The 21,819-nt window shown below is 60.1% G+C and carries 20 protein-coding genes; 5 read left to right on the forward strand and 15 right to left on the reverse strand.

The genetic code is table 11. The features are described 5' to 3' along the window. The 3 genes from AB4P90_RS28400 to AB4P90_RS28410 all read right to left on the reverse strand — a co-directional run bounded on the left by AB4P90_RS28400 (position 1) and on the right by AB4P90_RS28410 (position 2,466). A complete protein-coding gene (locus AB4P90_RS28400; RefSeq protein ID WP_395605540.1) occupies positions 1 to 630 on the reverse strand; it encodes a fimbria/pilus chaperone family protein in 630 nt (209 codons plus the stop codon). Between the two features lie 177 nt (positions 631 to 807). Beyond that, positions 808 to 1,455 (reverse strand): DUF1120 domain-containing protein, encoded by a 648-nt coding sequence (locus AB4P90_RS28405; protein ID WP_014720430.1) that lies wholly within the window; start codon positions 1,453 to 1,455, stop codon positions 808 to 810. 48 nt (positions 1,456 to 1,503) lie between these two features. After that, positions 1,504 to 2,466 carry an IS30-like element ISPpu17 family transposase gene (locus tag AB4P90_RS28410; RefSeq protein ID WP_004577240.1) on the reverse strand — a complete coding sequence of 321 codons (963 nt, stop codon included), beginning with the start codon at positions 2,464 to 2,466 and terminating at the stop codon, positions 1,504 to 1,506. A 536-nt stretch (positions 2,467 to 3,002) separates the two neighbouring features. On the opposite strand from AB4P90_RS28410, the gene ppx reads away from it, so the two are divergent. Then, on the forward strand, positions 3,003 to 4,505 hold the full coding sequence (gene ppx / locus AB4P90_RS28415) for an exopolyphosphatase (protein WP_003195352.1): 1,503 nt from the start codon (positions 3,003 to 3,005) through the stop codon (positions 4,503 to 4,505). A 128-nt stretch (positions 4,506 to 4,633) separates the two neighbouring features. Here ppx and ppk1 read toward each other — a convergent pair whose 3' ends face one another. Both ppk1 and hemB read right to left on the reverse strand, forming a co-directional pair. Further along, a complete protein-coding gene (ppk1, locus tag AB4P90_RS28420) occupies positions 4,634 to 6,856 on the reverse strand; it encodes a polyphosphate kinase 1 (protein ID WP_014720431.1) in 2,223 nt (740 codons plus the stop codon). A gap of 18 nt (positions 6,857 to 6,874) precedes the next feature. Further along, positions 6,875 to 7,888, reverse strand: a complete 1,014-nt coding sequence (gene hemB / locus AB4P90_RS28425) for a porphobilinogen synthase (protein WP_019819828.1) — start codon at positions 7,886 to 7,888, stop codon at positions 6,875 to 6,877. Between the two features lie 208 nt (positions 7,889 to 8,096). On the opposite strand from hemB, the gene AB4P90_RS28430 reads away from it, so the two are divergent. Continuing rightward, positions 8,097 to 8,732, forward strand: coding sequence for a DedA family protein (locus AB4P90_RS28430; RefSeq protein ID WP_014720433.1), 636 nt, complete (start codon positions 8,097 to 8,099; stop codon positions 8,730 to 8,732). Here the strand turns inward: AB4P90_RS28430 and AB4P90_RS28435 are convergent. Continuing rightward, entirely contained in the window at positions 8,713 to 9,948 is a 1,236-nt protein-coding gene (locus AB4P90_RS28435; protein ID WP_014720434.1) for a sterol desaturase family protein, read from the reverse strand. The genes AB4P90_RS28430 and AB4P90_RS28435 overlap by 20 nt on opposite strands. A gap of 115 nt (positions 9,949 to 10,063) precedes the next feature. Here AB4P90_RS28435 and elbB point away from each other — a divergent pair, with 115 nt between their 5' ends. Continuing rightward, on the forward strand, positions 10,064 to 10,729 hold the full coding sequence (gene elbB, locus AB4P90_RS28440) for an isoprenoid biosynthesis glyoxalase ElbB (protein ID WP_032902239.1): 666 nt from the start codon (positions 10,064 to 10,066) through the stop codon (positions 10,727 to 10,729). Positions 10,730 to 10,763: 34 nt separating this feature from the next. On the opposite strand, the gene AB4P90_RS28445 is transcribed toward elbB, so the two are convergent. From AB4P90_RS28445 to abc-f, 5 genes are all read right to left on the reverse strand, one after another. Beyond that, positions 10,764 to 11,219 (reverse strand): YaiI/YqxD family protein, encoded by a 456-nt coding sequence (locus AB4P90_RS28445; protein ID WP_032902238.1) that lies wholly within the window; start codon positions 11,217 to 11,219, stop codon positions 10,764 to 10,766. Position 11,220: 1 nt separating this feature from the next. After that, complete coding sequence (locus AB4P90_RS28450; protein WP_014720437.1) at positions 11,221 to 13,116, reverse strand: FTR1 family protein; 1,896 nt, start codon at positions 13,114 to 13,116, stop codon at positions 11,221 to 11,223. 200 nt (positions 13,117 to 13,316) lie between these two features. Continuing rightward, positions 13,317 to 13,949 (reverse strand): LysE family transporter, encoded by a 633-nt coding sequence (locus tag AB4P90_RS28455; RefSeq protein ID WP_005792425.1) that lies wholly within the window; start codon positions 13,947 to 13,949, stop codon positions 13,317 to 13,319. A 96-nt stretch (positions 13,950 to 14,045) separates the two neighbouring features. Beyond that, entirely contained in the window at positions 14,046 to 14,612 is a 567-nt protein-coding gene (locus tag AB4P90_RS28460) for a mechanosensitive ion channel family protein (RefSeq protein ID WP_003195372.1), read from the reverse strand. After that, on the reverse strand, positions 14,612 to 16,522 hold the full coding sequence (gene abc-f, locus AB4P90_RS28465; RefSeq protein ID WP_014720438.1) for a ribosomal protection-like ABC-F family protein: 1,911 nt from the start codon (positions 16,520 to 16,522) through the stop codon (positions 14,612 to 14,614). The genes AB4P90_RS28460 and abc-f overlap by 1 nt, the downstream gene beginning before the upstream one ends. Before the next feature lie 50 nt (positions 16,523 to 16,572). On the opposite strand from abc-f, the gene AB4P90_RS28470 reads away from it, so the two are divergent. Further along, complete coding sequence (locus AB4P90_RS28470; RefSeq protein ID WP_175562974.1) at positions 16,573 to 17,037, forward strand: TIGR02444 family protein; 465 nt, start codon at positions 16,573 to 16,575, stop codon at positions 17,035 to 17,037. On the opposite strand, the gene AB4P90_RS28475 is transcribed toward AB4P90_RS28470, so the two are convergent. Beyond that, positions 17,034 to 18,224, reverse strand: a complete 1,191-nt coding sequence (locus tag AB4P90_RS28475) for an AlgP family protein (RefSeq protein WP_395605541.1) — start codon at positions 18,222 to 18,224, stop codon at positions 17,034 to 17,036. The genes AB4P90_RS28470 and AB4P90_RS28475 overlap by 4 nt on opposite strands. A gap of 192 nt (positions 18,225 to 18,416) precedes the next feature. Between AB4P90_RS28475 and AB4P90_RS28480 the strand changes: the two genes are divergently transcribed. Beyond that, entirely contained in the window at positions 18,417 to 19,094 is a 678-nt protein-coding gene (locus AB4P90_RS28480; protein ID WP_395605542.1) for an FKBP-type peptidyl-prolyl cis-trans isomerase, read from the forward strand. A gap of 54 nt (positions 19,095 to 19,148) precedes the next feature. Here AB4P90_RS28480 and AB4P90_RS28485 read toward each other — a convergent pair whose 3' ends face one another. The 3 genes from AB4P90_RS28485 to AB4P90_RS28495 form a co-directional block, all read right to left on the reverse strand. Continuing rightward, a complete protein-coding gene (locus tag AB4P90_RS28485; protein WP_014720442.1) occupies positions 19,149 to 19,607 on the reverse strand; it encodes an Rsd/AlgQ family anti-sigma factor in 459 nt (152 codons plus the stop codon). A gap of 209 nt (positions 19,608 to 19,816) precedes the next feature. Beyond that, positions 19,817 to 20,338 (reverse strand): disulfide bond formation protein B, encoded by a 522-nt coding sequence (locus AB4P90_RS28490; RefSeq protein ID WP_032901899.1) that lies wholly within the window; start codon positions 20,336 to 20,338, stop codon positions 19,817 to 19,819. Between the two features lie 236 nt (positions 20,339 to 20,574). Continuing rightward, entirely contained in the window at positions 20,575 to 21,816 is a 1,242-nt protein-coding gene (locus AB4P90_RS28495; RefSeq protein ID WP_032901898.1) for a heme biosynthesis protein HemY, read from the reverse strand. Positions 21,817 to 21,819 lie beyond the last annotated feature (3 nt).

Here is a 21,819-nt window from a genome sequence, read left to right on the forward strand (position 1 = left end):
TCAACCTTCATCGGTGATGACCGGCGCTCGGTAGCCGTCTACCGAAAACCCGTAGACCGTGGCGGGCTGGATCTCTACTTGAGCCACATTGCCCAGAGTACCTTCGCCCTTCGCCACCAATGCCTCACCCGGCAAGATGTAAGTGCGCGGCAATGTCGCCAGTGTGCCTTGTGGCAGCAGCTGCACATCTGGCGCCAGGCGCACCACATAGGCGCTGTCGTTGTGGACGCTGAGCCGGTCCCCGACGCGCTTCCAGGTCAACAATTCCCACGGCGTATGGTGTCGCGGCAGGCCTTGGGGGTGCAGGATAAGCGGCAAATTCTGCCGCAGGGTGATGCCAATGGTCGCACCACCCGCAGCCCGCGCCTGGGGGATGCCCTCAAACGACACGCGCTTGAGCCGCTGGGTCTTGAGCGGCTGTTTCAGGGTGCTGATAAAACGCACCAGCTGGGTGTCGCCTGCCTCCACACGGGTAACTGGCGGTGTGACAATCAGTAGCGGCTCCAGGTCTTCAGGCACATTCTCAACCACGGAATGCAGCAGCGCGGGCCCCGCATCGGTGTTCTTGATACTCAGGGTGGCTTCGCCGTCCTCTTCATAAAGCACCACCACTGTTGTTTCCGGCAACATACCGTCGGCGGTGGCAACAGCACTAAAAAAAAGATGCCACAGCCATACACAACTTATTAAAAAACCACGCACTCAGTATTCCCCTCAACTCATGCCATTGACGATTGGCAATCGCGCAGCCATAGAAAAACAGCCAATAAGAAAGGGTTAGTTTCTTGATCGGCTGCTTTCAGTTATTTAGATGTAACTCAATACAAGCGTGGCGCGCCCATCAATGGAAATGTCGCGGCTTAAATCCAGATCCCGAGCCTTGTTGATTACCGCTTTCACCGCGAGCGTACCGGTCAATTGGCTGATAGCGGCAGGGGTAATCGTCGTGCCATTACGCCAAGAGTACTGGCTCGGCGACTGGGCCACTTTGCCATCGCTGTTGTACCAGGCCCCCAGGCCGCTGCGCATGATCGGAAACAGCGTTGTGCCGGAGGACCTGAGGTCCTTGAGAGTCACCGAATAGCCACCGGTACGCCGGGCGCCTACCATACCCAAACCATAGTTCTGTGCTTCGGTGAAGCCCGCGCCGAGGATGCCCGTCACCTTGCTGCCCGCTTGCAGGTCGGTAAACGTGAGCCCGAACCTGGCAGGCGTGGTGCCGCAATTGATCACCAGCGAAGTGGTCCTCTCTTCGCGCGGGTTAAACGCTGTTTGGGACAATTCGCCCGAGCGAATCGTGCCGTAGTCGATGATGCCACTGCCCGCCAGGCTGAGGTTGCAGGCAGCAGGTGTAATGGTGCCCCTGACGACCAACTGCGCACTGGTGGTTGCCTGGGCATTGAGGGTTGCAGCCAGGCACACCATACCGACGGTTAATCCAATAATTTTTTTCATGCTCGTCCTGTCATTAGGAATTAACAGGCGTTCTTTATTTTCCTGAATTCAACACATAAGTGCAACGCTCACCCCTGTATGCACTTCGTACGGCGTCTTCCAGCCCAAGCGCTTGCGCGGGCGTAGATTGATCCTCGCTACTGTCCGATTGACGGCTTCGACGGTCAGCTTGCTGAAGTCGCTGCCCTTGGGGAAATACTGGCGGAGCAGACCGTTGGTGTTTTCATTGGTGCCACGTTGCCAGGATGAATAGGGGTCTGCAAAAAAGACCTGGCACTGGCTCCGTAGCGCGATGCGTTCATGCCCGGCAAACTCCCTTCCGTTATCCAGCGTCAGCGTGTGAGCGGCATGGCCCTGAAGCATCAGATTGATCGCCCGCGTTACCTGCCGGCGCGTTCTGCGCTTGACCGGATAGGCGCTCAGATAGCCGCTTTTGCGATCAACCAGGGTCACCAGGTTACCGCCCAGTCCATGTACCGTATCGCCCTCCCAGTCCCCCAGGCGCTCGCGGCTTTCGACCTCGGCTGGGCGTTCACTGATTGACACGCGATTACGCAGCTGCCCGCGCCGATCGTGGCTTCCATAGCGTTTCCGGTAGCGCTTTCGGCGATGTCGCAGATAGGTATAAAGCTCACCACCGGCGCGCTGTTCGGCGGCAATGAACCGATAAATCCACTCATGGCTGACCGCCCGGCTTGGCTGCTCCTGCTTCAACCGCTGGGCGATCTGCTCCGGACTCATGCCATGCTTGAGCCACACCGGGAGATGATGGCTGAGCCATGTCGCCGGCTTGCAAAACTTGCGCGCACCCGCTCGACGAGCATCACTTTCATGGGCCGCAGAAACAGCCTTGTAGATATTCTGGGTGCTGTTGCGGCGAACCTCGCGACTGATCGTCGAGGGATGCACGCCGACCCGCTTTGCAATGCTCGCCTGGCTCTCTGCGGCGCTCAAGCCAGCCTCAATCTGGTAACGTTGTCCCTGAGTCAGCTGCCGGTAATGCGTAGTCATCTGCGCTTGAATCCTTCGGTGTGAGAGCCTGGATTCTACCGGTGGCTGGCTCTCTGCCTCTCGTTTCAAGCGTTGCGCTTATTCTATGAATTCAGGTTTGGTTTCAGCGACTCCGTCGCTCAACGCTTTATCTTCCGTAACACAAAACTATAAATAAATAACACCCAGGCAGAATTGCCGAATGACAGTCTGGCGCCTTGGTGCCTGGCAAAAAAATCAGACAACACGGTATTTGCTGTGGGCCCTATTAAATTAGGCAACGGCTTTAATCGTTCAGCAAAGTAGTCCTCTGACTGAAATCGCATGATCTACAGCCCCGATCACTGTAAGCAATGTCATACACAACTTACGACGACATACAGTTAAAACGTCTTACGGTATCGGTTTACCTATTCGTTTAAAGCTTGCGAAGCTGCCCTACACTTCCCAGAGATTTCCCTACAGACAGCATCGGTCCAATTACCGAAGCACAACGCGTTGGCGTCAGCGGTCGATCGTGGCACGATGGCAAGGTTATCGACCGAGATCCTCAAACCATGCCGCAATCCCAAGCCAAGAATCTGTCCTTGATCGCCGCCATCGACCTGGGCTCCAACAGCTTTCATATGGTCGTGGCCAAGGCCCAGAACGGTGAGATCCGCATCCTTGAGCGGCTCGGCGAAAAAGTGCAACTGGCCGCCGGGATCGACGACGAGCGCAAGCTCAATGAAGAATCCATGCAGCGCGGCCTCGATTGCCTCAAGCGTTTTGCGCAACTGATCAACGGCATGCCCCCTGGCGCAGTGCGTATCGTTGGCACCAATGCCTTGCGCGAGGCCCGCAACCGCAACGAGTTCATCCATCGCGCCGAGGAAATCCTCGGGCATCCGGTGGAGGTCATCTCGGGCCGTGAAGAGGCTCGCCTGATCTACCTCGGCGTGTCACACACACTGGCCGATACGCCCGGCAAACGCCTGGTGGCAGACATTGGCGGCGGTAGCACCGAGTTCATCATCGGCCAGCGTTTCGAACCGCTGCTGCGTGAAAGCCTGCAGATGGGATGCGTGAGTTTCACCCAGCGTTATTTCAAGGATGGCAAGATCACTCCGGCGCGCTATGCCCAGGCCTACACCGCAGCGCGTCTGGAAATCATGAGCATCGAACACGCCTTGCACCGACTGACCTGGGATGAAGCCATCGGCTCGTCCGGCACCATCCGTGCCATCGGCCTGGCCTTGAAAGCCGGTGGCCATGGCACCGGCGAGGTGAACGCCGAGGGCTTGGCGTGGCTCAAGCGCAAGTTGTTCAAGCTGGGGGATGCAGAGAAAATCGACTTCGATGGCATCAAGCCCGACCGCCGTGCGATTTTCCCTGCGGGCCTGGCAATTCTCGAAGCCATCTTCGACGCCCTCGAACTGCAACGCATGGACCACTGTGACGGCGCCCTGCGCGAAGGCGTGCTCTACGACCTGCTGGGCCGGCACCACCACGAAGACGTGCGCGAGCGCACCCTCAGCTCGCTGATGGAGCGTTATCACGTTGACCTGGAACAAGCCGCACGCGTGGAGCGCAAAGCCCTGCACGCGTTCGACCAGGTGGCCGAGGACTGGGACCTGGAAGACGGCGTCTGGCGCGAGTTACTCGGCTGGGCAGCCAAGGTGCATGAAGTCGGCCTGGACATCGCCCACTACCATTATCACAAGCACGGCGCCTACCTGATCGAACACTCGGACCTGGCCGGTTTCTCCCGGGAAGACCAACAGATGCTCGCGCTGCTGGTACGCGGCCATCGCCGTAATATTCCCAAGGACAAGTTTGCCGAATTCGGTAAAGACGGCATCAAGCTGATCCGCCTGTGCGCGCTGCTGCGCTTTGCGATCCTGTTCCACCACATCCGCGGCACCCAGGAAATGCCCCAGGTCAAACTGCACGCCGATGGCGATAGCCTGGAAGTGATGTTCCCCAAAGGCTGGCTGGATGAAAATCAGCTGACCCAGGCGGACTTCGCCCAGGAAGCGGAATGGCTGACACGGGTGGGGTTCAGCCTGAACCTGCGCTAAAGCCCACTGCAAAACAAATGTGGGAGCGGGCTTGCCCGCGAATGCAGTGGATCAGTCACCAGATGCATTGACTGACACACCGCATTCGCGAGCAAGCCCGCTCCCACATGGAGTTGCGTATGCCTGGGCTAGTTCACCGTCAGAATCGGGCTACCCAACTTCTCCAATAATGTCGCCTGCGCGCTGCGCGGGTTCTGGTTGCCGGTCGGGGTGTTACGCACGTAGCGACCATCCGACTGCAGGCTCCAGCTGTGGGTGTTGTCGGTGAGGTAGCTTTCCAGCTCCTTCTTGACCCGCATGATCAGCTTCTTGCCTTCCACCGGGAAGCAGGTCTCCACGCGCTTGTCGAGGTTGCGCTCCATCCAGTCGGCACTGGAGAGGAACATCTGTTCTTCGCCGCCGTTAAGGAAGTAGAACACGCGGGTGTGCTCCAGGAAGCGGCCGATGATCGAGCGCACATGGATGTTATGCGACACGCCCACAATGCCGGGGCGCAGGCAGCACATGCCACGTACCACCAGGTCGATGCGCACACCGGACTGGCTGGCCTTGTACAGAGCACGGATGATCTTCGGATCGGTCAGCGAGTTGAACTTGGCGATGATGTGCGCCGGCTTGCCATCGAGGGCAAACTGGGTCTCGCGGGCAATCATGTCGAGCATGCCCTTCTTGAGCGTGAACGGCGCGTGCAACAGCTTCTTCATGCGTAGGGTCTTGCCCATGCCGATCAACTGGCTGAACAACTTGCCGACGTCTTCGCACAGCGCGTCGTCGGACGTCAGCAAGCTGTAGTCGGTGTAGAGCTTGGCGTTGCCGGCGTGATAGTTACCGGTACCCAAGTGGGCGTAGCGCACGATCTCACCGGCTTCACGACGCAGGATCAGCATCATCTTGGCGTGGGTCTTGAAGCCGACCACGCCGTAGATCACCACCGCACCGGCCGCTTGCAGACGGCTGGCCAGTTGCAGGTTGGACTCTTCGTCGAAACGCGCACGCAACTCGATCACCGCAGTGACTTCTTTGCCATTACGCGCCGCATCCACCAGCGCATCGACGATTTCCGAGTTCGCGCCGCTGCGGTACAGGGTCTGGCGCACGGCCAGGACGTGCGGGTCCTTGGCAGCCTGGCGCAGCAGGTCGACCACCGGGGTGAACGACTCGAAAGGGTGCAGCAGCAGGATGTCCTGCTTGCTCACCACGCTGAAGATGTTCTCGCTGTTTTGCAAAAGTTTCGGGATCTGCGGCGTGAACGGCTTGTATTGCAGCTCCGGGTGGCTGTCCAGGCCGGTAATGCTGAACAGGCGCGTGAGGTTCACAGGGCCGTTGACCTGGTACAGCTCCGATTCTGCCAAGTTGAACTGCTTGAGCAGGTAGTCCGACAGATGTTTCGGGCAGGTGTCCGCCACTTCCAGGCGCACCGCATCGCCATAGCGCCGTGAGAACAGTTCGCCGCGCAGGGCACGGGCCAGGTCTTCAACGTCTTCGGAGTCCAGCGCCAGGTCGGCGTTACGGGTCAGGCGGAACTGGTAGCAGCCCTTGACCTTCATGCCCTGGAACAGGTCGTCGGCGTGCGCGTGAATCATCGATGACAGGAATACATAGTTGTCGCCAGCGCCCCCTACCTCTTCCGGTACCTTGATGATCCGAGGCAACAGACGCGGCGCCGGGATGATCGCCAGGCCCGAATCGCGGCCGAAAGCGTCGATACCTTCGAGTTCGACGATGAAGTTGAGGCTCTTGTTCACCAGCAAGGGGAACGGGTGCGTCGGGTCGAGGCCGATAGGCGTGATGATCGGCGAAATCTCGTCCCGGAAGTAACGGCGCACCCAGGTCTTGATCTTGGCGGTCCAGTGACGACGACGAATGAAGCGGACTTGGTGCTTTTCCAGCTCCGGCAGCAGGATGTCGTTGAGGATCGCATACTGGCGGTCTACATGGCCGTGCACCAGCTCACTGATACGCGCCAGGGCCTGGTGCGGTTGCAGGCCATCGGCACCGGCTTGTTCACGGGCAAAGGTGATCTGCTTCTTGAGGCCGGCAACACGGATCTCGAAGAACTCGTCCAGGTTACTGGAGAAGATCAGCAGGAATTTCAGCCGCTCCAGCAAGGGGTAGGACTCATCCAGCGCCTGCTCAAGCACGCGGATGTTGAATTGCAGTTGTGACAACTCGCGGTGGATGTACAGGCTGCTGTCATCCAGGTTGGTGACCACGGCCACCGGCGCCGGCGCAGGCGCTTCGGCCACCACCGCAGGCGGTGCGGGCTCCAGCTCCGGCGGGGTCTGGGCGACTTGTTCAACCACCGGGTGAGCGTCTTTTACGGCAACTTCTGAGAGTCCTTCGGTATTCATCGAGTGTTCCTGTGAGGGCTATTGTTGCTCTCTAAGCAATTGGGCGGCGCGGGCGGCGAAGTAGGTCAGAATGCCATCAGCGCCGGCACGTTTAAAGGCAGTCAGGGATTCGAGGATCACCCCTTCACTCAACCAACCATTCTGGATGGCCGCCATGTGCATGGCGTATTCACCGCTGACCTGATAGACAAAGGTCGGCACTTTGAATTCCTCTTTGACCCGGTAAAGAATGTCAAGGTAGGGCATCCCCGGCTTGACCATCACCATATCGGCGCCTTCGGCCAGGTCGGCAGCCACCTCGTGCAGGGCTTCCTGGCTGTTGGCCGGGTCCATCTGATACGAGGCCTTGTTGGCCTTGCCCAGGTTCAGCGCCGAGCCTACCGCATCGCGGAATGGGCCGTAGTAGGCGCTGGCGTATTTGGCCGAATAGGCCATGATCCGCACATTGACGTGACCGGCCAGCTCAAGGGCTTCGCGAATCGCCTGGATGCGCCCGTCCATCATGTCCGACGGTGCAACCACCTGGGCGCCCGCAGCCGCGTGTGATAACGCCTGCTTGACCAGTGCATCGACGGTGATGTCGTTCTGCACATAACCGTCTTCGTCAAGAATGCCATCCTGGCCGTGGGTGGTGAACGGGTCCAGGGCCACGTCAGTGATCACCCCAAGCTCCGGGAAGCGCTCGCGCAAGGCACGGGTGGCGCGCTGGGCAATCCCGTCGGGGTTCCAGGCTTCAGCGGCGTCCAGGGACTTGAGTTCCGCCGGGGTCACCGGAAACAGCGCCAGCGCCGGAATGCCCAACTCGACCCAATTCGCCGCTTCTTCAAGCAACAAATCAATGGTCAGACGCTCCACACCCGGCATCGACGCCACCGCTTCCCGGCGATTTTCGCCGTCGAGCACGAAAACCGGCAGGATCAGATCATTCGTGGTCAGTACATTTTCACGTACCAGGCGACGAGAAAAATCATCACGACGATTGCGACGCAGACGGGTGGCAGGGAACAGGCGATTGGCAGGGGTAAAGCTCACGACAGACTCCTGAGCCCGTGTTTACGGGCGAGCGTTGCAGTTATAAGCGGCCATTATGACGAATGAATGACAGTTGTGCTTATCGACGCGACCTGTAGTCCCATTCGTCATTTGCATAGGAATTGTTCACTTCGTGACACATCTCGATACTTTCATGAATCTTCGTGAAGGCGTAGGCTGCGCGTTCATTTCGCCAGCACCCTAGACCATGCTTCAACAATTTCTGCATGACTTCGGCTACTTTGCCCTCTTTCTCGGCACGTTCTTCGAAGGCGAGACCATCCTTGTACTCGCAGGCTTCCTGGCGTTCCGTGGCTACATGGATATCAACCTGGTGGTGGTCGTTGCCTTTTTTGGCAGCTACGCCGGCGACCAGCTCTGGTACTACATGGGGCGCAAGCACGGCCGCAAGTTGCTGGCGCGCAAGCCGCGCTGGCAATTGATGGGCGACAAGGCGCTGGAACATATCCGCAAGCATCCGGATATCTGGGTATTGAGTTTCCGCTTCGTCTACGGCTTGCGCACGGTGATGCCCGTGGCGATTGGCCTGTCCGGCTATCCACCGTTGCGCTACCTGGTCCTCAACGGTATTGGCGCGGCGATCTGGGCCGCGGCACTGGGGGCGGCGGCCTACCACTTTGGCGCGGTGCTGGAAGGGATGCTCGGCAGCGTCAAGAAATACGAGCTGTGGGTACTGGGCGCCTTGCTGGTGCTGGGCTTTGGCCTGTGGCTGCGCCGTCGCTTCAAGAATGCCCGCATCGCCCGCCAAGCCTGTGCCGAGGCCAAGGCTCGGCTGGCTAACGAGCCAGCCCCGATCGAAACGCCTAAGACACCCACCGAGTAAGCCGGCTTCTGCAACAGTAGAGGCCGATGAGGCTGAGCAGGCTGTAGCTCGCCAGGCCCAGCCAGCCCAGGTTGCTGGCGGGCCACAACCCTGCCAGCGGCGCCAGCCATACCAAGGGAACATTCAGCACCAGGCGCGCCAGCTCGGCCTTCAGTGCCCATGGGCGATTCTCCAGCGCAACCCCCAGGGTAAACAATCCCAGTGCCATCGCGCCCCAACCGAGGACCAGCGCCGAGGTGGGCGAGCCCTCACCCACATTCATCAGATAGCTGCCAAACCCCACATAAGCCGCAAACTGCAAGGCGATGTAGACCTGGTGGCGCACGTCCAGCGGCACCTCGAATTTGCGGAACTGGCTCAGGTCCGGCTTGGCCATCGGGTACTTGGCCTTGACGTCCGCCGGCCGCCAACCGGTGCGCATGAACCAGATGCGCAGCTTGTCCCACCAACGCTCAGTACGCCTGGCGTCGCTCCAGAGCTGCGCATAAAACTGCAGGTTGGCCCACAGCGGATTCCAACTGGCCAGGGGTGTGGTTACGCCGAAAATCACCGGTTCGTTATCGTCTTCCTCTTGGAAGGTGCCGAACAGCCGGTCCCAAATAATGAACACCCCGCCGTAGTTGCGATCCATGTAGAGAGCGTTCTGTGCATGGTGGGCCCGATGATTGGACGGTGTGACGAAAAACCATTCGACCCAGCCGAGCTTGGGAACATGGCGTGTATGGACCCAGAATTGATACAGCAGGTTGAGCGACGCTACGCTGATAAACACCACCAGCGGCACACCAACCACCGCCAGGGGCAAGTAGAAGATCCAACTCAGCAGGAAACCGGTGCTGGTCTGGCGCAAGGCAGTGCTGAGGTTGTAGTCCTCGCTCTGGTGATGCACCGAATGCGCGGCCCACAGGATGTTGCGTTCATGCCCCATGCGGTGCAGCCAGTAGTAGCAGAAATCATAAAACACAAAAGCGAATACCCAGGTCCAGACGCTCTGGGTCGGCAACTCGAACAACGCTAGGTGCTTGAGGGCGAAGGCGTAGGTCAGCAGGCCCACACCCTTGGTGAGCAAGCCGGTGGTGGTGGACAGCACACCGGTGCTGAGGCTGTTGATGGCATCCGCCACTCGGTAGTTGCGCGCGCCGCGCCAACGGTCGGCCAGCAACTCCACCACAATCAGGGCGATAAAAAACGGTACTGCGTAAGGCACGAAGTCCATGGGCTAGTCCGGTCTATTTTTGTTACATCAAGATTAGGTGCAGCGACGTGAGATCCCATTGGCAACAGGTTACAAATTAGTAGACATTTAACGCCATGAATCAGGAGAAATGCCCATGAGCAAAAAGATTGCAGTGATCCTTTCCGGCTGTGGCGTGTACGACGGCGCAGAGATCCATGAAAGCGTGATCACCCTGCTGCGCCTGGACCAGCGCGGCGCTCAAGTGGAATGCTTTGCACCCGACGTTGCGCAGTTGCACGTGATCAACCACCTCACGGGCGAAGAAATGCCCGAGTCGCGCAACGTGCTGGTGGAATCCGCGCGTATCGCCCGCGGCGCCGTGAAGGATATAGGCCAAGCCAACGCCGCAGACTTTGACGCGCTGATCGTGCCGGGGGGGTTTGGTGCGGCCAAGAACCTGTCGAACTTTGCCGTGGAAGGCGCCGGTTGCAGCATCAACCCTCAGGTGCTGGCACTGGCTGAAGCCTTTGCCGAAGCGGGCAAGCCGGTGGGGTTGATCTGCATTTCGCCGGCCCTGGCCGCCAAGATCTACGGCCCTGGCGTGACCTGCACCATCGGCAACGATGCCAGCACCGCCGCAGCCCTGGACAAGATGGGCGCCACCCACCTCGAATGCACCGTGGAGGACATCGTCGAAGACCAGGCGCGCAAGCTGGTGAGTACGCCGGCCTACATGCTGGGCAAGAACATCAGCGAGGTGGCGTCAGGCATCAACAAGCTGGTGGATCGGGTGTTGGAGTTGACTCACGAGAACGACTGACGCCCTCTTTCTGTAGGAGCGAGCTTGCTCGCTCCTACAGTGGTTTCATCAAGCGGGTAAGGATTCGGTCCAGCGAATTGGCAAACGCCTGCTTGTCCTTTTCGCTGTGGGGCGGTGGGCCGCCGCCCATCTGGCCTTGCTCGCGCAGGTCGGTAAACAGGTTACGCACCGCCAACCGCTCGCTCATGTTCGCTGGGCTGAATTCCTTGCCACGCGGGTCAAGGGCCGTCACGCCCTTCTTCACCAGGCGGTCGGCCAAGGGCACGTCGCTGCAAATCACCAGTTCGCCGGGCACGGCGTGCTCCACCAGGTAATCATCGGCGGCATCCGGCCCGCTGGGCACCACGATCAGCTTCACACAGGCAAAGCTCGGTTTGATCTGGCTTTGCCCTGCCACCAGCACTACCTCAAACTGGCGCTTGAGGGCGAACTTCACCACTTGGTCCTTGGCCGCCCGAGGGCAGGCGTCGGCGTCGATCCACACGCGCATGCTACGCCGCCACCCGGCGCTTTTCGGTCAGGCGGCTACGGCCGTACAACACCACAATCGCCAGGATCGCCACGGCCTGTGCCCCCAACGAGTACGCATCGGCGTGGATGCCCAGCCAGTCGAAGTCAAAGAACGCCACCGGCCGCGTGCCGAAGATGCCTGCTTCCTGCAAGGCTTTCACACCGTGCCCGGCAAACACCACCGACAGCGCACACAGCAGCGCGGCGTTGATGCCGAAGAACAGCGCCAGGGGCAACTTCGCCGAACCGCGCAGGATCACCCAGGCCAGGCCCACCAGCAGCACCAACGCCGTGGCACCACCGGCCAGCACCGCGTTGTGCCCGGCAGGGCCGGCTTGCAGCCACAGGGTTTCGTAGAACAGGATGACTTCGAACAGTTCGCGGTACACCGAGAAGAACGCCAGCACGGCAAAACCGAAACGCCCACCGCCGCCCACCAGGCTGCTCTTGATGTAGTCCTGCCAGGCTGCCGCGTGACGCCGGTCGTGCATCCACACGCCGAGCCACAGCACCATCACACTGGCGAACAACGCCGTGCAGCCTTCAAGCAACTCACGCTGGGCACCGCTGACGTCAATGACATAGGCCGCCAAAGCCCAGGTACCCAAGCCTGCCAACAGCGCCAGGCCCCAGCCGACGTTGACGCTGCGCACCGCCGATTGCTGGCCGGTGTTACGCAGAAAGGCGAGGATCGCTGCCAGCACCAGAATCGCTTCCAGGCCTTCGCGCAGCAGGATCAGCAAGCCGGAGATATAGCTCAACGACCAGCTCAGGCCATCGCCGCCCAGCAAACCGGCCGATTCAGTGAGTTTGCCTTTGGCCAAGTCCAAGCGCTGCTGCACCTGCTCGATAGGCAAGCCGTCCTGCAACGATTGCCGATAGGCCATCAGGGCCTTCTCGGTGTCTTTGCGCACATTGGCATCGACGTTATCCAGGGAGCTTTCCACCAGTTCGAAGCCTTCCAGATAGGCCGCGACGGATAGATCGTAAGCCTGCTCATGGTCGCCGTTGCGGAAGGCCGCGAGGCTCTTGTCCAGGGTGGCGGCGGTGTAGTCGAGCAACTGCGCGGGGCCACGCTGAACCTGCGGCGGTTGGGCACGTTGAGCGCGGAATGTCGCGGCAGCGCCAGGGCCGTCAGCGGCGAGCACTTCATTGGGGGTCTGGCGGGCCAGGTCGGCAAGGTTGAATGTCTGCTCGCCTTTGGCGGCGGCCGGGTCGGCCGTGAAGCCGGCGATATAGGTTGCCAGGTCCCAGCGCTGGCGGTCGTCCAATTGGTCAGCGAACGACGGCATGTCGGTGCCCTCCACGCCCAGGCCGAGGGTGTTGTAGATCGCGTAGAGGCTCAGGCGATCCAGGCGCGTGGCATCGCGCAGGTTAGCGGGTGGTGGCGTCATGCCCATGCCTGCGGGGCCATCGCCGGCACCTGCTGTGCCGTGGCACACCGAACAATGCTGGGCGTAGAGCGGCGCGCCGCGCGTCGGGTCCGGCGTGATGGCCGGGGCCTGGCTGACTTCATACGCCACGGCCAGCTTGGCACCCAATTGACGGGCCTGGCGGGCAACGCTTGCGCCATCCTGGTGGGCAGTGACCGCGGCCAGCAGTTCATCAACGCCCTTTATCAGCTCGGCGCGCTCGGGTTTGTCTGGCAAATCCGCCACCAGCCCCTGCAACACTCCGAGAAATTCCACTTGTTCACGGTATTCCGAGTCATCCACCACCTTGCCCGCCTCCACCGTGGGTGGGTAGTCGGCGCCAATGTAGTCCAGCAAATGCAGGGCTTGCGGCGCGCCCTCGGCGGTCGCGGCCAACAGATTGAAGCTGCACGACAGCAACGCCGGCAACAGCAGCCAGGCGAGAAAGCGGAAAGGGGCGGTCATGAATGAATCTCAAGTGGAAATACGAAGTAACACTATTGTTGAGCTTTAATGGATTCGACTCAAGGTGTTATTTCATATCACCCTAAAACCAATGTGGGAGCGGGCTTGCTCGCGAACGCGGTGCTTCAGTCACTATTTTCTTTGACTGATACCGTATTCGCGAGCAAGCCCGCTCCCACATTTTTGAGCCAGTCGCTTGGTCAGGCCGTGGCGCGATGCAGGCTCGCCAGGAAACCGGCAGCGCCGACAAACAAGCCAGCAAAGGTGCGGTTTACGCGTTTCTGTTGTTTGGGCGTACGCAACAGGCGCAAGACTTTCGACGCCAACCCTGTGTAGCCCGCCATCACGATCATATCGACGCTGATCATAGTGGCACCGAGGATCAGGTACTGGATCAACAACGGCGCCTGCGGGTTCACGAACTGCGGCAGCACCGCCAGCATAAACACCAGCGCCTTGGGATTGCTGGCGTTAACCAGGAAGCCGCGGAACATCATCGCCATCGGTTTGCCGATCGGGCGCACGGCGGCGTCATCGGTCATGTCCATGGGCAGGGCACGCCATTGTTTGATGGCCAGATACACGAGGTAGGCCACGCCAAACCATTTGATCGCATAGAACGCAGTAGACGAGGCCGCCAGAATGGCACCCAAACCACCGGCGACCACCGCAATCTGCATCGCCAGGCCCAGTTGCAGACCGATGGCGTTCCAGTAGCCACGCACAAAACCGTATTGCAGGCCGCTGGACATCGAGGCGATGGCACCGGCGCCAGGAGAAAGGGAGATGATCCAACTGGCCAGGAAAAAGGCCAGCCATGTATCGAGAGCCATTGCACACCTCGTAAGGGAGTTAGCGGTTGTGCCTTAAGCTAACTCCAGCGACCAAAGGCTGGCTATAGATTTCTGTAGGAGCGAGCTTGCTCGCGCCTACAGGATATTAGTGCCAGAGCCGGGCCAACGGCGTACCGAACGCTGGAAGAACAGACTATTGGGCACCTGCACCATCGCGCTGTTGGTCCCGGCTTCCTCGACTTCGATCAGCGTGGTGTAGAGCAAGTTGATCGCCACGACCCGGCCCTTCACGCCCGGTTTGTCGACGGTGTCCACCAACTCGACGATATCACCGAGGCGAAACGGCCCGACCGTGAAGATCAGGATCGCGCACAGCAGGTTGGACAGCACCGACCACATGGCGAAGAACGCCACGGCCGCCACCGCGACAAAGCCTGACAGGGCCGTCCACAACACCGTGGCAGACACACCCAGGCGGCCCAGCACAAAGATCAGCGCACTGCCCATGATCAGCCAGCGCAAGCCGCCCCGCAGGGGCATCAGCAATTGCGGCGGGAACGGGTAGCGCTCACCCAGGCGCGTAAGGCCTTTTGCGACGAAGCGCTGAGCCAGGTAGCCAGCCAGCAGGATCAGCAGGATTTGCACGCCGATCCAGATGGGTTCGATCCATTGCACCGGTACCGGTAATTGCAACGCCTCCATCAGGACAGCGCCTCCAGCTCCGCTTGCAGGGTTTCGAGCAATTCGAGGGCCTCCATCCAGGTTTCCTCCAACTGCCCCTCGCGCACCTTGAGCTTGGCCTGTTCGGCCAGCAGGTCACGCAGCTCGTCCTTGCGCGCCGCCTCGTACACGGCGCTGTCGCCCAGGCTGGCTTCGATCTTGGCCAGGCGCTCATGCACCTTGCCCAGTTCGGCTTCCAGCTTGTCGGCCTCACGCTTGTGCGGCGCCAACTGCTGGCGCAGCGCGGCGGCGGCCTGGCGCTGGGCTTTCTTGTCGGTCTTGTCCGGGTTGACCGGCGTGTTGCTGGCCGGCGCATTGCGCAGGCGGTACTCCGTCAGCCAGCGCGCGTAGTCGTCCAGGTCGCCATCGAACTCTTCGACCTTACCGTCGGCCACCAGCAGGAAGTTGTCGGTGGTGCTCTTGAGCAGGTGACGGTCGTGAGACACCACCAATACCGCACCGCTGAATTCCTGCAGGGCCATGGTCAGCGCCAGGCGCATTTCCAGGTCCAAGTGGTTGGTCGGCTCGTCGAGCAGCAACAGGTTCGGGCGATCCCACGCGATCAGGGCCAGGGCCAGTCGGGCTTTTTCGCCACCGGAAAAATTCAGCACAGGTTCGTCAATGCGCGCGCCACGGAAGTCGAAACCGCCAAGGAAGTCGCGCAGGGTCTGCTCGCGCTCGGTCGGCGCCAGGCGTTGCAGGTGCAACAACGGGCTTGCCTTGGCGTCCAGCGAGTCCAGTTGATGCTGGGCGAAGTAACCCACCACCGTGTTCTCGCCACGAGTGAGGCGACCGGCCAGCGGCTCAAGCTCACCCGAAAGGTTCTTGATCAGTGTCGACTTGCCTGCGCCGTTCGGGCCGAGCAAACCGATGCGTGCGCCCGGCGTGAGCTGCAGCTTGACCTTCTCCAGGATGGTTTTGTCGCCATAGCCAAGGCGAGCGTCCGAGAGGTCCAACAGCGGGCTGGAGATCTTCACCGACTCACGGAAGACAAAGTCGAACGGCGAATCGACGTGGGCCGCCGACAGCTCTTCCATGCGTTCCAGGGCCTTGATCCGGCTCTGGGCCTGGCGGGCCTTGGTAGCCTGGGCCTTGAACCTTGCGATGTAACTTTCCATGTGCGCACGTTGCGCCTGTTGCTTTTCAAAGGCCTGTTGCTGCTGGGCCAGGCGTTCGGCGCGGGCGCGTTCGAACGCGGTATAGCCGCCACGGTAAAGGGTGATTTTCTTCTGTTCGACATGGGCGATGTTATCGACCACGGCGTCGAGGAAATCCCGGTCGTGGGAGATCAGCAGCAAGGTGCCCTGGTAACTCTTGAGGAAATCTTCCAGCCACAGGATCGCATCGAGGTCCAAGTGGTTGGTCGGTTCGTCGAGCAGCAGCAGGTCAGAGGGGCACATCAGCGCTTGAGCCAGGTTCAGGCGCATGCGCCAGCCACCGGAGAAATCGGCGACCGGGCGGTCCATCTGTTCGTTGGTAAACCCAAGGCCAGCGAGCATCTTGCGAGCGCGAGCGTCGGCCGTGTAGCCGTCGGCGCTGTCCAGCTCCGAGTGCAGGCGCGCCTGGGCGGCACCGTCCTGGGCTTTTTCGGCCTCAGCCAGGTCGTGTTGCACCTGGCGCAGGCGCAGGTCGCCATCGAGCACGTAGTCGATGGCGATACGGTCCAGGGTGTCGATCTCCTGGCGCATATGGGCAATGCGCCAGTCGGCAGGCAGCAGGCAGTCCCCGGAATCCGGGGTCAGCTCCCCCAGCAACAGGGCGAACAACGTGGATTTGCCGGCGCCGTTGGCACCGATCAGGCCGGCTTTGTGACCGGCGTGCAGGGTCAGCTCGGCGTCTTCAAGAAGACGTTGCGGGCCACGCTGTAATGTTAGGCTTTGAAGTCGGATCATAATGGCGGCGGAGTCTACCAGCTTCGTTGGCCGCTGGCTTGGGTGTGAATATGTGCGCTGACCTGTGGAGCTTTGCCCTTTCGACCTATGCCCGCCCGGGCGTGGAGGCCGCGTGCCTGCGCTTGCAGGAGCAAGGGGCAGACGTGTGCCTGTTGTTGTGTGGTGCTTGGCTGGAGCAACGTGGTGTGGCGTACAAGCCCGAACGCGTTCTGGCACTGCAACAGATGGCTCATCCGTGGCGGGTGCAGGTAGTCGAACCGCTACGACAAGTGCGCGTGCAATGGCGAGCCTTGGCCCAGCAGGATGCGCAATTGGCATCGCTACGCGAGCAGATCAAGACACTGGAGCTGGAGGCCGAAAGAACGTTGCTGGCGCGCTTGGAAGCGCTGGCGCAGACATGGCCGATCAATGAGGTGGTGGATCAGCAAGACTGGCTTGAAGGCCTGGCGACCGAAGCCGCCAACCTTGACCACGACGCGCTGCTGCAATTGCGCGTCATGGCCACCAACACTTAGGAAGCGCTGGTTGGGGTGGTGCTTGGCGCTACCGGTGCAGGGGTGCTGCTGGCCGATGCAGTTGGAGCGGTGGCTGCTGCCGGGGTGGCAGTGGGTGCTGCTGGAGCGGCTGGCTTTGCGGGCGCTGGCTTGGCGGCTGGCTTCACGGCTGGTTTAGCAGCCGCAGGTTTAGCGGCTGGCTTGGCAGCCGGTTTGACAGCAGCGGTTTTAGCGGCTGGCTTCGCGGCTGGTTTGGCAGCAGCGGTTTTAGCGACTGGCTTGGCAGCTGGTTTGGCAGCAGCAGGTTTAGCGGCTGGCTTCGCGGCTGGTTTGGCAGCAGCGGTTTTAGCGACTGGCTTGGCAGCTGGTTTGGCGGCAGCAGTTTTAGCAGTTGGCTTCGCGGCTGGTTTGGCAGCAGCGGTTTTAGCGACTGGCTTGGCAGCTGGTTTGGCAGCAGCAGTTTTAGCAGCTGGCTTCGCGGCTGGTTTGGCAGCAGCGGTTTTAGCGACTGGCTTGGCAGCTGGTTTGGCAGCAGCAGTTTTAGCAGCTGGCTTCGCGGCTGGTTTGGCAGCAGCGGTTTTAGCGACTGGCTTGGCAGCTGGTTTGGCAGCAGCAGTTCTAGCAGCTGGCTTCGCGGCTGGTTTGGCAGCAGCGGTTTTAGCGACTGGCTTGGCAGCTGGTTTGGCGACAGCAGTTTTAGCAGCTGGCTTCGCGGCTGGTTTGGCAGCAGCGGTTTTAGCGGCTGGCTTGGCAGCTGGTTTGGCAGCAGCAGTTTTAGCAGTTGGCTTGGCGGCTACTTTTGCAGGCGTACGAGCACCCAGTGCTTTAGCTACGGCTTCCTTCACACGGCCAACACCTTGGGCCAGTTTCAGGCTTTCTTGAGCGTCTTTTTTGAGTTGGGAAATGTAGCTGCGGGTTTCGGCTTGGCGATCCTTGAGAGCATCCAGCAGCTCTTCAAGTTCTTTGACCGCGCCTTTGGCTTTGGCTTGTGCCTTGGACTTGCCGGCAGTGGCGGCGTCTTGCAGTTTGGTGCGGGATTTGTGCAGCTTTTCTTGCGCTTTACCGCGTTGTTTTTCCAGTTTGGCGAGCAGCTTTTCTGCATCAGCCAAGGCTTGGGAGCACGCGCTTTCCAGATGTTCGAGCAGGCTGCCCGAAAGTTGTTGGAGCAAGTGCAACGGGGTATTTACAGGCTTCTGTTTGGCCGACATGGTTTACCTCCTGGCTGACGTGGGTGCGGCTCATACTAGCCCTCTGCTCTTACCGCCGCTAGGGCATGTTGACAGTATCCTTTGCGTTGCGTTGCAGCGTGCGAAAATTCTTATCGATATAACGGAAAACCGCGCCACTTTTTACGCACTCGCACTGGCATAATCCGTCGCACTTTCGCCGGGAGAATGCCCATGTCGCGTTACCTTTTTCTAGTGTTCGGCTTGGCGATCTGCGTGGCCGATGCAAGCGAGCAACCCTCGTCAAACACCACCGCCGCAACCCCGCACGATCTTGCCTATAGCCTGGGCGCAAGCCTTGGCGAACGGTTGCGCCAGGAAGTCCCCGAACTGCAGATACAGGCCCTGCTCGACGGACTCAAGCAAGCCTACCAAGGCAAGCCACTGGCGCTGGATAACGCGCGCATCGAACAGATCCTCGCGCAGCACGAAACGCAGAACGCCGCCGACGCCCAACGACCTCAAAGCGAAAAAGCACTCGCTGCCGAGCAGCAATTTCTCTCAAGGGAAAAAGCCGCAGCCGGCGTTCGTCAGTTGGCCGATGGGATCCTGCTCACCGAGCTGACACCCGGCACTGGCAACAAGCCGTTGGCCAGCGATGAAGTGCAGGTTAAATACGTGGGCCGACTGCCTGATGGAACTGTCTTCGACAAAAGTACGCAACCGCAATGGTTTCGCCTCAACAGCGTGATCAGCGGTTGGAGCAGTGCATTACAACAGATGCCGGTGGGTGCGAAATGGCGTCTGGTGATTCCTTCAGCCCAGGCCTATGGCGCAGACGGCGCAGGTGAGTTGATCCCCCCCTACACGCCGCTGGTGTTCGAGATCGAACTAATCGGCACTCGCCACTGACCCATAAAAAAACGGTGCGACATGCGCACCGTTTTTCTTACCTCGCCACCAGCTTCAAGCCTGGGTGGCGGGTTCTTCCTTATGAGCGTTGTGCAGCACTTCGATCAAGCAATCTTCCAGCTCGAAACGCTCATGCAACAGCGCCCCCAACTCTTTGAATTTTTCCGCGACACATTTCCCGGCATCACACAGGTCGGTGAACGCCAGCAGCTTTTCAGTGATCACATCGATGCGCGGATAAAGCGTCTCAGCCAACTCCAGGCCACGCTGATCATCGAAGGCTTCGGCCTCCTTGGTCAGTTGCTCGTAGACGCCGAAATGGCCGGCAGACACGTAGTCCACCAACACCTCACAGAACTCCTGCAACGGCTTGCGATTCTCGCCCAACGCTTCGGGCTTGGCGCCGAGAGCATCAAAGGCCCGAACCAGTTCGTGACGTGCCTTCAACCAGCTGTCGATCAGCTTGTGCACCCCACCCCAGCGTTCCTGAGCATTCTGACAACTTTCCAACATGATGATCTCTCTTCCCTATTGGGGCGCCGCAGCTCTGTACCTGCGCAACACTTCAAGGATGAAGCAGCAGACGGACAAGGCCGCGTCTGACAAGCGGTTTGGATAACGCGTGCGGGCCAGATTATGCCCGCATGACTATGGCTTCAAGGTACGCAGGAGAGAATGTTCATACAAGTGTTTAATCCGCTCCTACAACCTGAGTCTCGTTTTCAATGTGTTGCGAGGCGCAAATGCCTGCCGAACAACAGCCGTGACACCTGCATGAACCCCAGGATCAGCATCGCCACAAAAAACAGCAGGCTCCACTCAGGCAGGCTCAAGTCAAACAGCGTCCAGTTGATTTCAACGCAATCGACCGTGCCATTGAACACCGAGCGCATTGCCTGCCAGACAGACAGGTTTTCAAGCATGTCCTGCAGGCTGGGCCAGCAATCCCCCACCTGGCTTGCCGGCCTGTTCTGCAACAGGACTTGCCGGCCTGCGGTGATGGCGCCCAGCAACGCACAGCCCATGCTCGCCAACCCATAAAGACAAAGGCCGGAACGCCCAGGTTTGTGAAGCGCGGCAATCAGGTTGATCAAGGCAAAAGAGGCGAGGAACAGGCGTTGTACCTGGCATAGAAAACAAGGTCGTAGCAGCGCACCGTATTGAAGGTAGTAAGACGCGCCCAACGTCAGCGCACCCGCCATGAACGCCAGGAAAAACAAAGAGCGTAAAGGGGCCAGAGACATTGTTTATCCGCACTGCAAGAGATAGGTCGCTACGGTAGAGGAAAGGCCCGACCCCTTTCAATACGCCCTAGAGCGGACTTTTCCTCGAAAACATAAGGACATCCCGCCACGGGCCCGAGGAAAATCAGCCAAGACAAGTAGGAATTAGTAACAAAGCCAGTTAAGCCGAGGGGTTGCAGGGTTTGAAGGGTTGGGTGTCAGATCGGTCCTAGCCAACCCATCCACCCTTTCCTACTTCAAACTCGCGCAGGCACTGGCAGCGGCGAGGACAGCAGGCGATTGTCGAGCAACCCCAAGCCCTCCTGAAACAGCTGGTTGCTGCGCTCGGTATCGCCCAATTGGGCCAGCAGGCGAGCCAATTCGGCGCAGGCTTCGGGATTGCGCTGTACTTGCAGGCTGCTTTCCAGATAATCCCGAGCCTTGCCCCACAGACTGTTTTGCAGGCACAGACGACCCAGCGTCAGCAGCAGGCTGGCATCGCCTGGATGGTCCTTGAGCCAGCCTTCGGCAAACTTCAGTTGCCGCGCAGGATCACTGCCGCGCAGCAGGCCATACAACCGGATCAGGTGACTGTCATAACCGCGTTTAAGGGCGCCACGCAGCACTTCTTCGGCCTTGGCATCCGCGCCCAATCGACGCAGTTGGTCGGCATACGCCAAAACCAGTTGTGGCTGTTGGCGCTGGGCAGCGGTCAGTTGCTCCCATGCGCGTTCCAAGGACTGTAACCCGGCTTCGCCTTGCTCTTCACGCTGGGCCGCCAGGCTCAGGTTCTCGCCCCAGGCGCGACGCTCCAGCTCGGCCAGTTCATTGGCGGGCAAGACTTTGTCCTTGCGCAGCTCAGGCAGCAGGCGAATCACAGACGACCAATCGCCACGCTGCTGATGCAGGCGTTGCAGTTGTCGCAGCACTTGCGCGTTATGCGGGTGACGCTCATGCATCGCCTGAAGAGTGACCAGTGCGCCTTCCGTATCGCCACGGTCCATCTGCAACTGCGCATGGCTCAGTGCAATGGCCAGTTCGGCCTGGGGCTGGCGTTCCAACGCACGCTCCAGCAAGCCGTCGGATTCCTCATAACGGCCCTGTTCATTGGCCGCACGGGCGGCACCGATGTAATACAGAAGGGGTTGGCGCTCTGCTTCGGCGGCGCGGTGCAGGTGGCGTTCGGCGCTGGCCCAGCGGCCCTCGGCGAGGTCCATCTGGCCTTGCTCGATAGCGATCTGCACACGACGGCTGCGGTTGCGTCGTGACCAGGGGTTGACCACGCCACCGGATGTGCTGACCAGGCTCCATAACACGCGGATCAGGTAAATCGCCAGGCCAATGGCGAACACCGCCACCAATGTCGCCCACAGGCTTGATTCGTAATGCAGCAGGTGAGGATAAGTAATCAACACGTAGCCGGTGTGTTTCGAAATGCCCACACCCAGGGCCAGCGCGAGCGCAATCGCGAGCACCAGGATCACATAGAAACGCTTCATCAG

It is taken from the genome of Pseudomonas sp. B16120 (genome assembly GCF_044218845.1).
In the GTDB taxonomy this organism is placed as follows: domain Bacteria; phylum Pseudomonadota; class Gammaproteobacteria; order Pseudomonadales; family Pseudomonadaceae; genus Aquipseudomonas; species Aquipseudomonas paracarnis.

Bases quoted from the DNA above. Each gene is read 5' to 3' on its own strand.
- AB4P90_RS28435 (WP_014720434.1), bottom strand. From the start codon at position 9,948: ATGGACTTCGTGCCTTACGCAGTACCGTTTTTTATCGCCCTGATTGTG.
- ppx (WP_003195352.1), top strand. From the start codon at position 3,003: ATGCCGCAATCCCAAGCCAAGAATCTGTCCTTGATCGCCGCCATCGAC.
- ppk1 (WP_014720431.1), bottom strand. From the start codon at position 6,856: ATGAATACCGAAGGACTCTCAGAAGTTGCCGTAAAAGACGCTCACCCG.
- AB4P90_RS28455 (WP_005792425.1), bottom strand. From the start codon at position 13,949: ATGGCTCTCGATACATGGCTGGCCTTTTTCCTGGCCAGTTGGATCATC.
- AB4P90_RS28485 (WP_014720442.1), bottom strand. From the start codon at position 19,607: ATGTTGGAAAGTTGTCAGAATGCTCAGGAACGCTGGGGTGGGGTGCAC.
- AB4P90_RS28495 (WP_032901898.1), bottom strand. From the start codon at position 21,816: ATGAAGCGTTTCTATGTGATCCTGGTGCTCGCGATTGCGCTCGCGCTG.
- AB4P90_RS28410 (WP_004577240.1), bottom strand. From the start codon at position 2,466: ATGACTACGCATTACCGGCAGCTGACTCAGGGACAACGTTACCAGATT.
- AB4P90_RS28430 (WP_014720433.1), top strand. From the start codon at position 8,097: ATGCTTCAACAATTTCTGCATGACTTCGGCTACTTTGCCCTCTTTCTC.
- AB4P90_RS28490 (WP_032901899.1), bottom strand. From the start codon at position 20,338: ATGTCTCTGGCCCCTTTACGCTCTTTGTTTTTCCTGGCGTTCATGGCG.
- AB4P90_RS28450 (WP_014720437.1), bottom strand. From the start codon at position 13,116: ATGACCGCCCCTTTCCGCTTTCTCGCCTGGCTGCTGTTGCCGGCGTTG.
- AB4P90_RS28480 (WP_395605542.1), top strand. From the start codon at position 18,417: ATGTCGCGTTACCTTTTTCTAGTGTTCGGCTTGGCGATCTGCGTGGCC.
- AB4P90_RS28470 (WP_175562974.1), top strand. From the start codon at position 16,573: ATGTGCGCTGACCTGTGGAGCTTTGCCCTTTCGACCTATGCCCGCCCG.
- AB4P90_RS28445 (WP_032902238.1), bottom strand. From the start codon at position 11,219: ATGCGCGTGTGGATCGACGCCGACGCCTGCCCTCGGGCGGCCAAGGAC.
- AB4P90_RS28475 (WP_395605541.1), bottom strand. From the start codon at position 18,224: ATGTCGGCCAAACAGAAGCCTGTAAATACCCCGTTGCACTTGCTCCAA.
- AB4P90_RS28400 (WP_395605540.1), bottom strand. From the start codon at position 630: ATGTTGCCGGAAACAACAGTGGTGGTGCTTTATGAAGAGGACGGCGAA.
- elbB (WP_032902239.1), top strand. From the start codon at position 10,064: ATGAGCAAAAAGATTGCAGTGATCCTTTCCGGCTGTGGCGTGTACGAC.
- abc-f (WP_014720438.1), bottom strand. From the start codon at position 16,522: ATGATCCGACTTCAAAGCCTAACATTACAGCGTGGCCCGCAACGTCTT.
- AB4P90_RS28460 (WP_003195372.1), bottom strand. From the start codon at position 14,612: ATGGAGGCGTTGCAATTACCGGTACCGGTGCAATGGATCGAACCCATC.
- AB4P90_RS28405 (WP_014720430.1), bottom strand. From the start codon at position 1,455: ATGAAAAAAATTATTGGATTAACCGTCGGTATGGTGTGCCTGGCTGCA.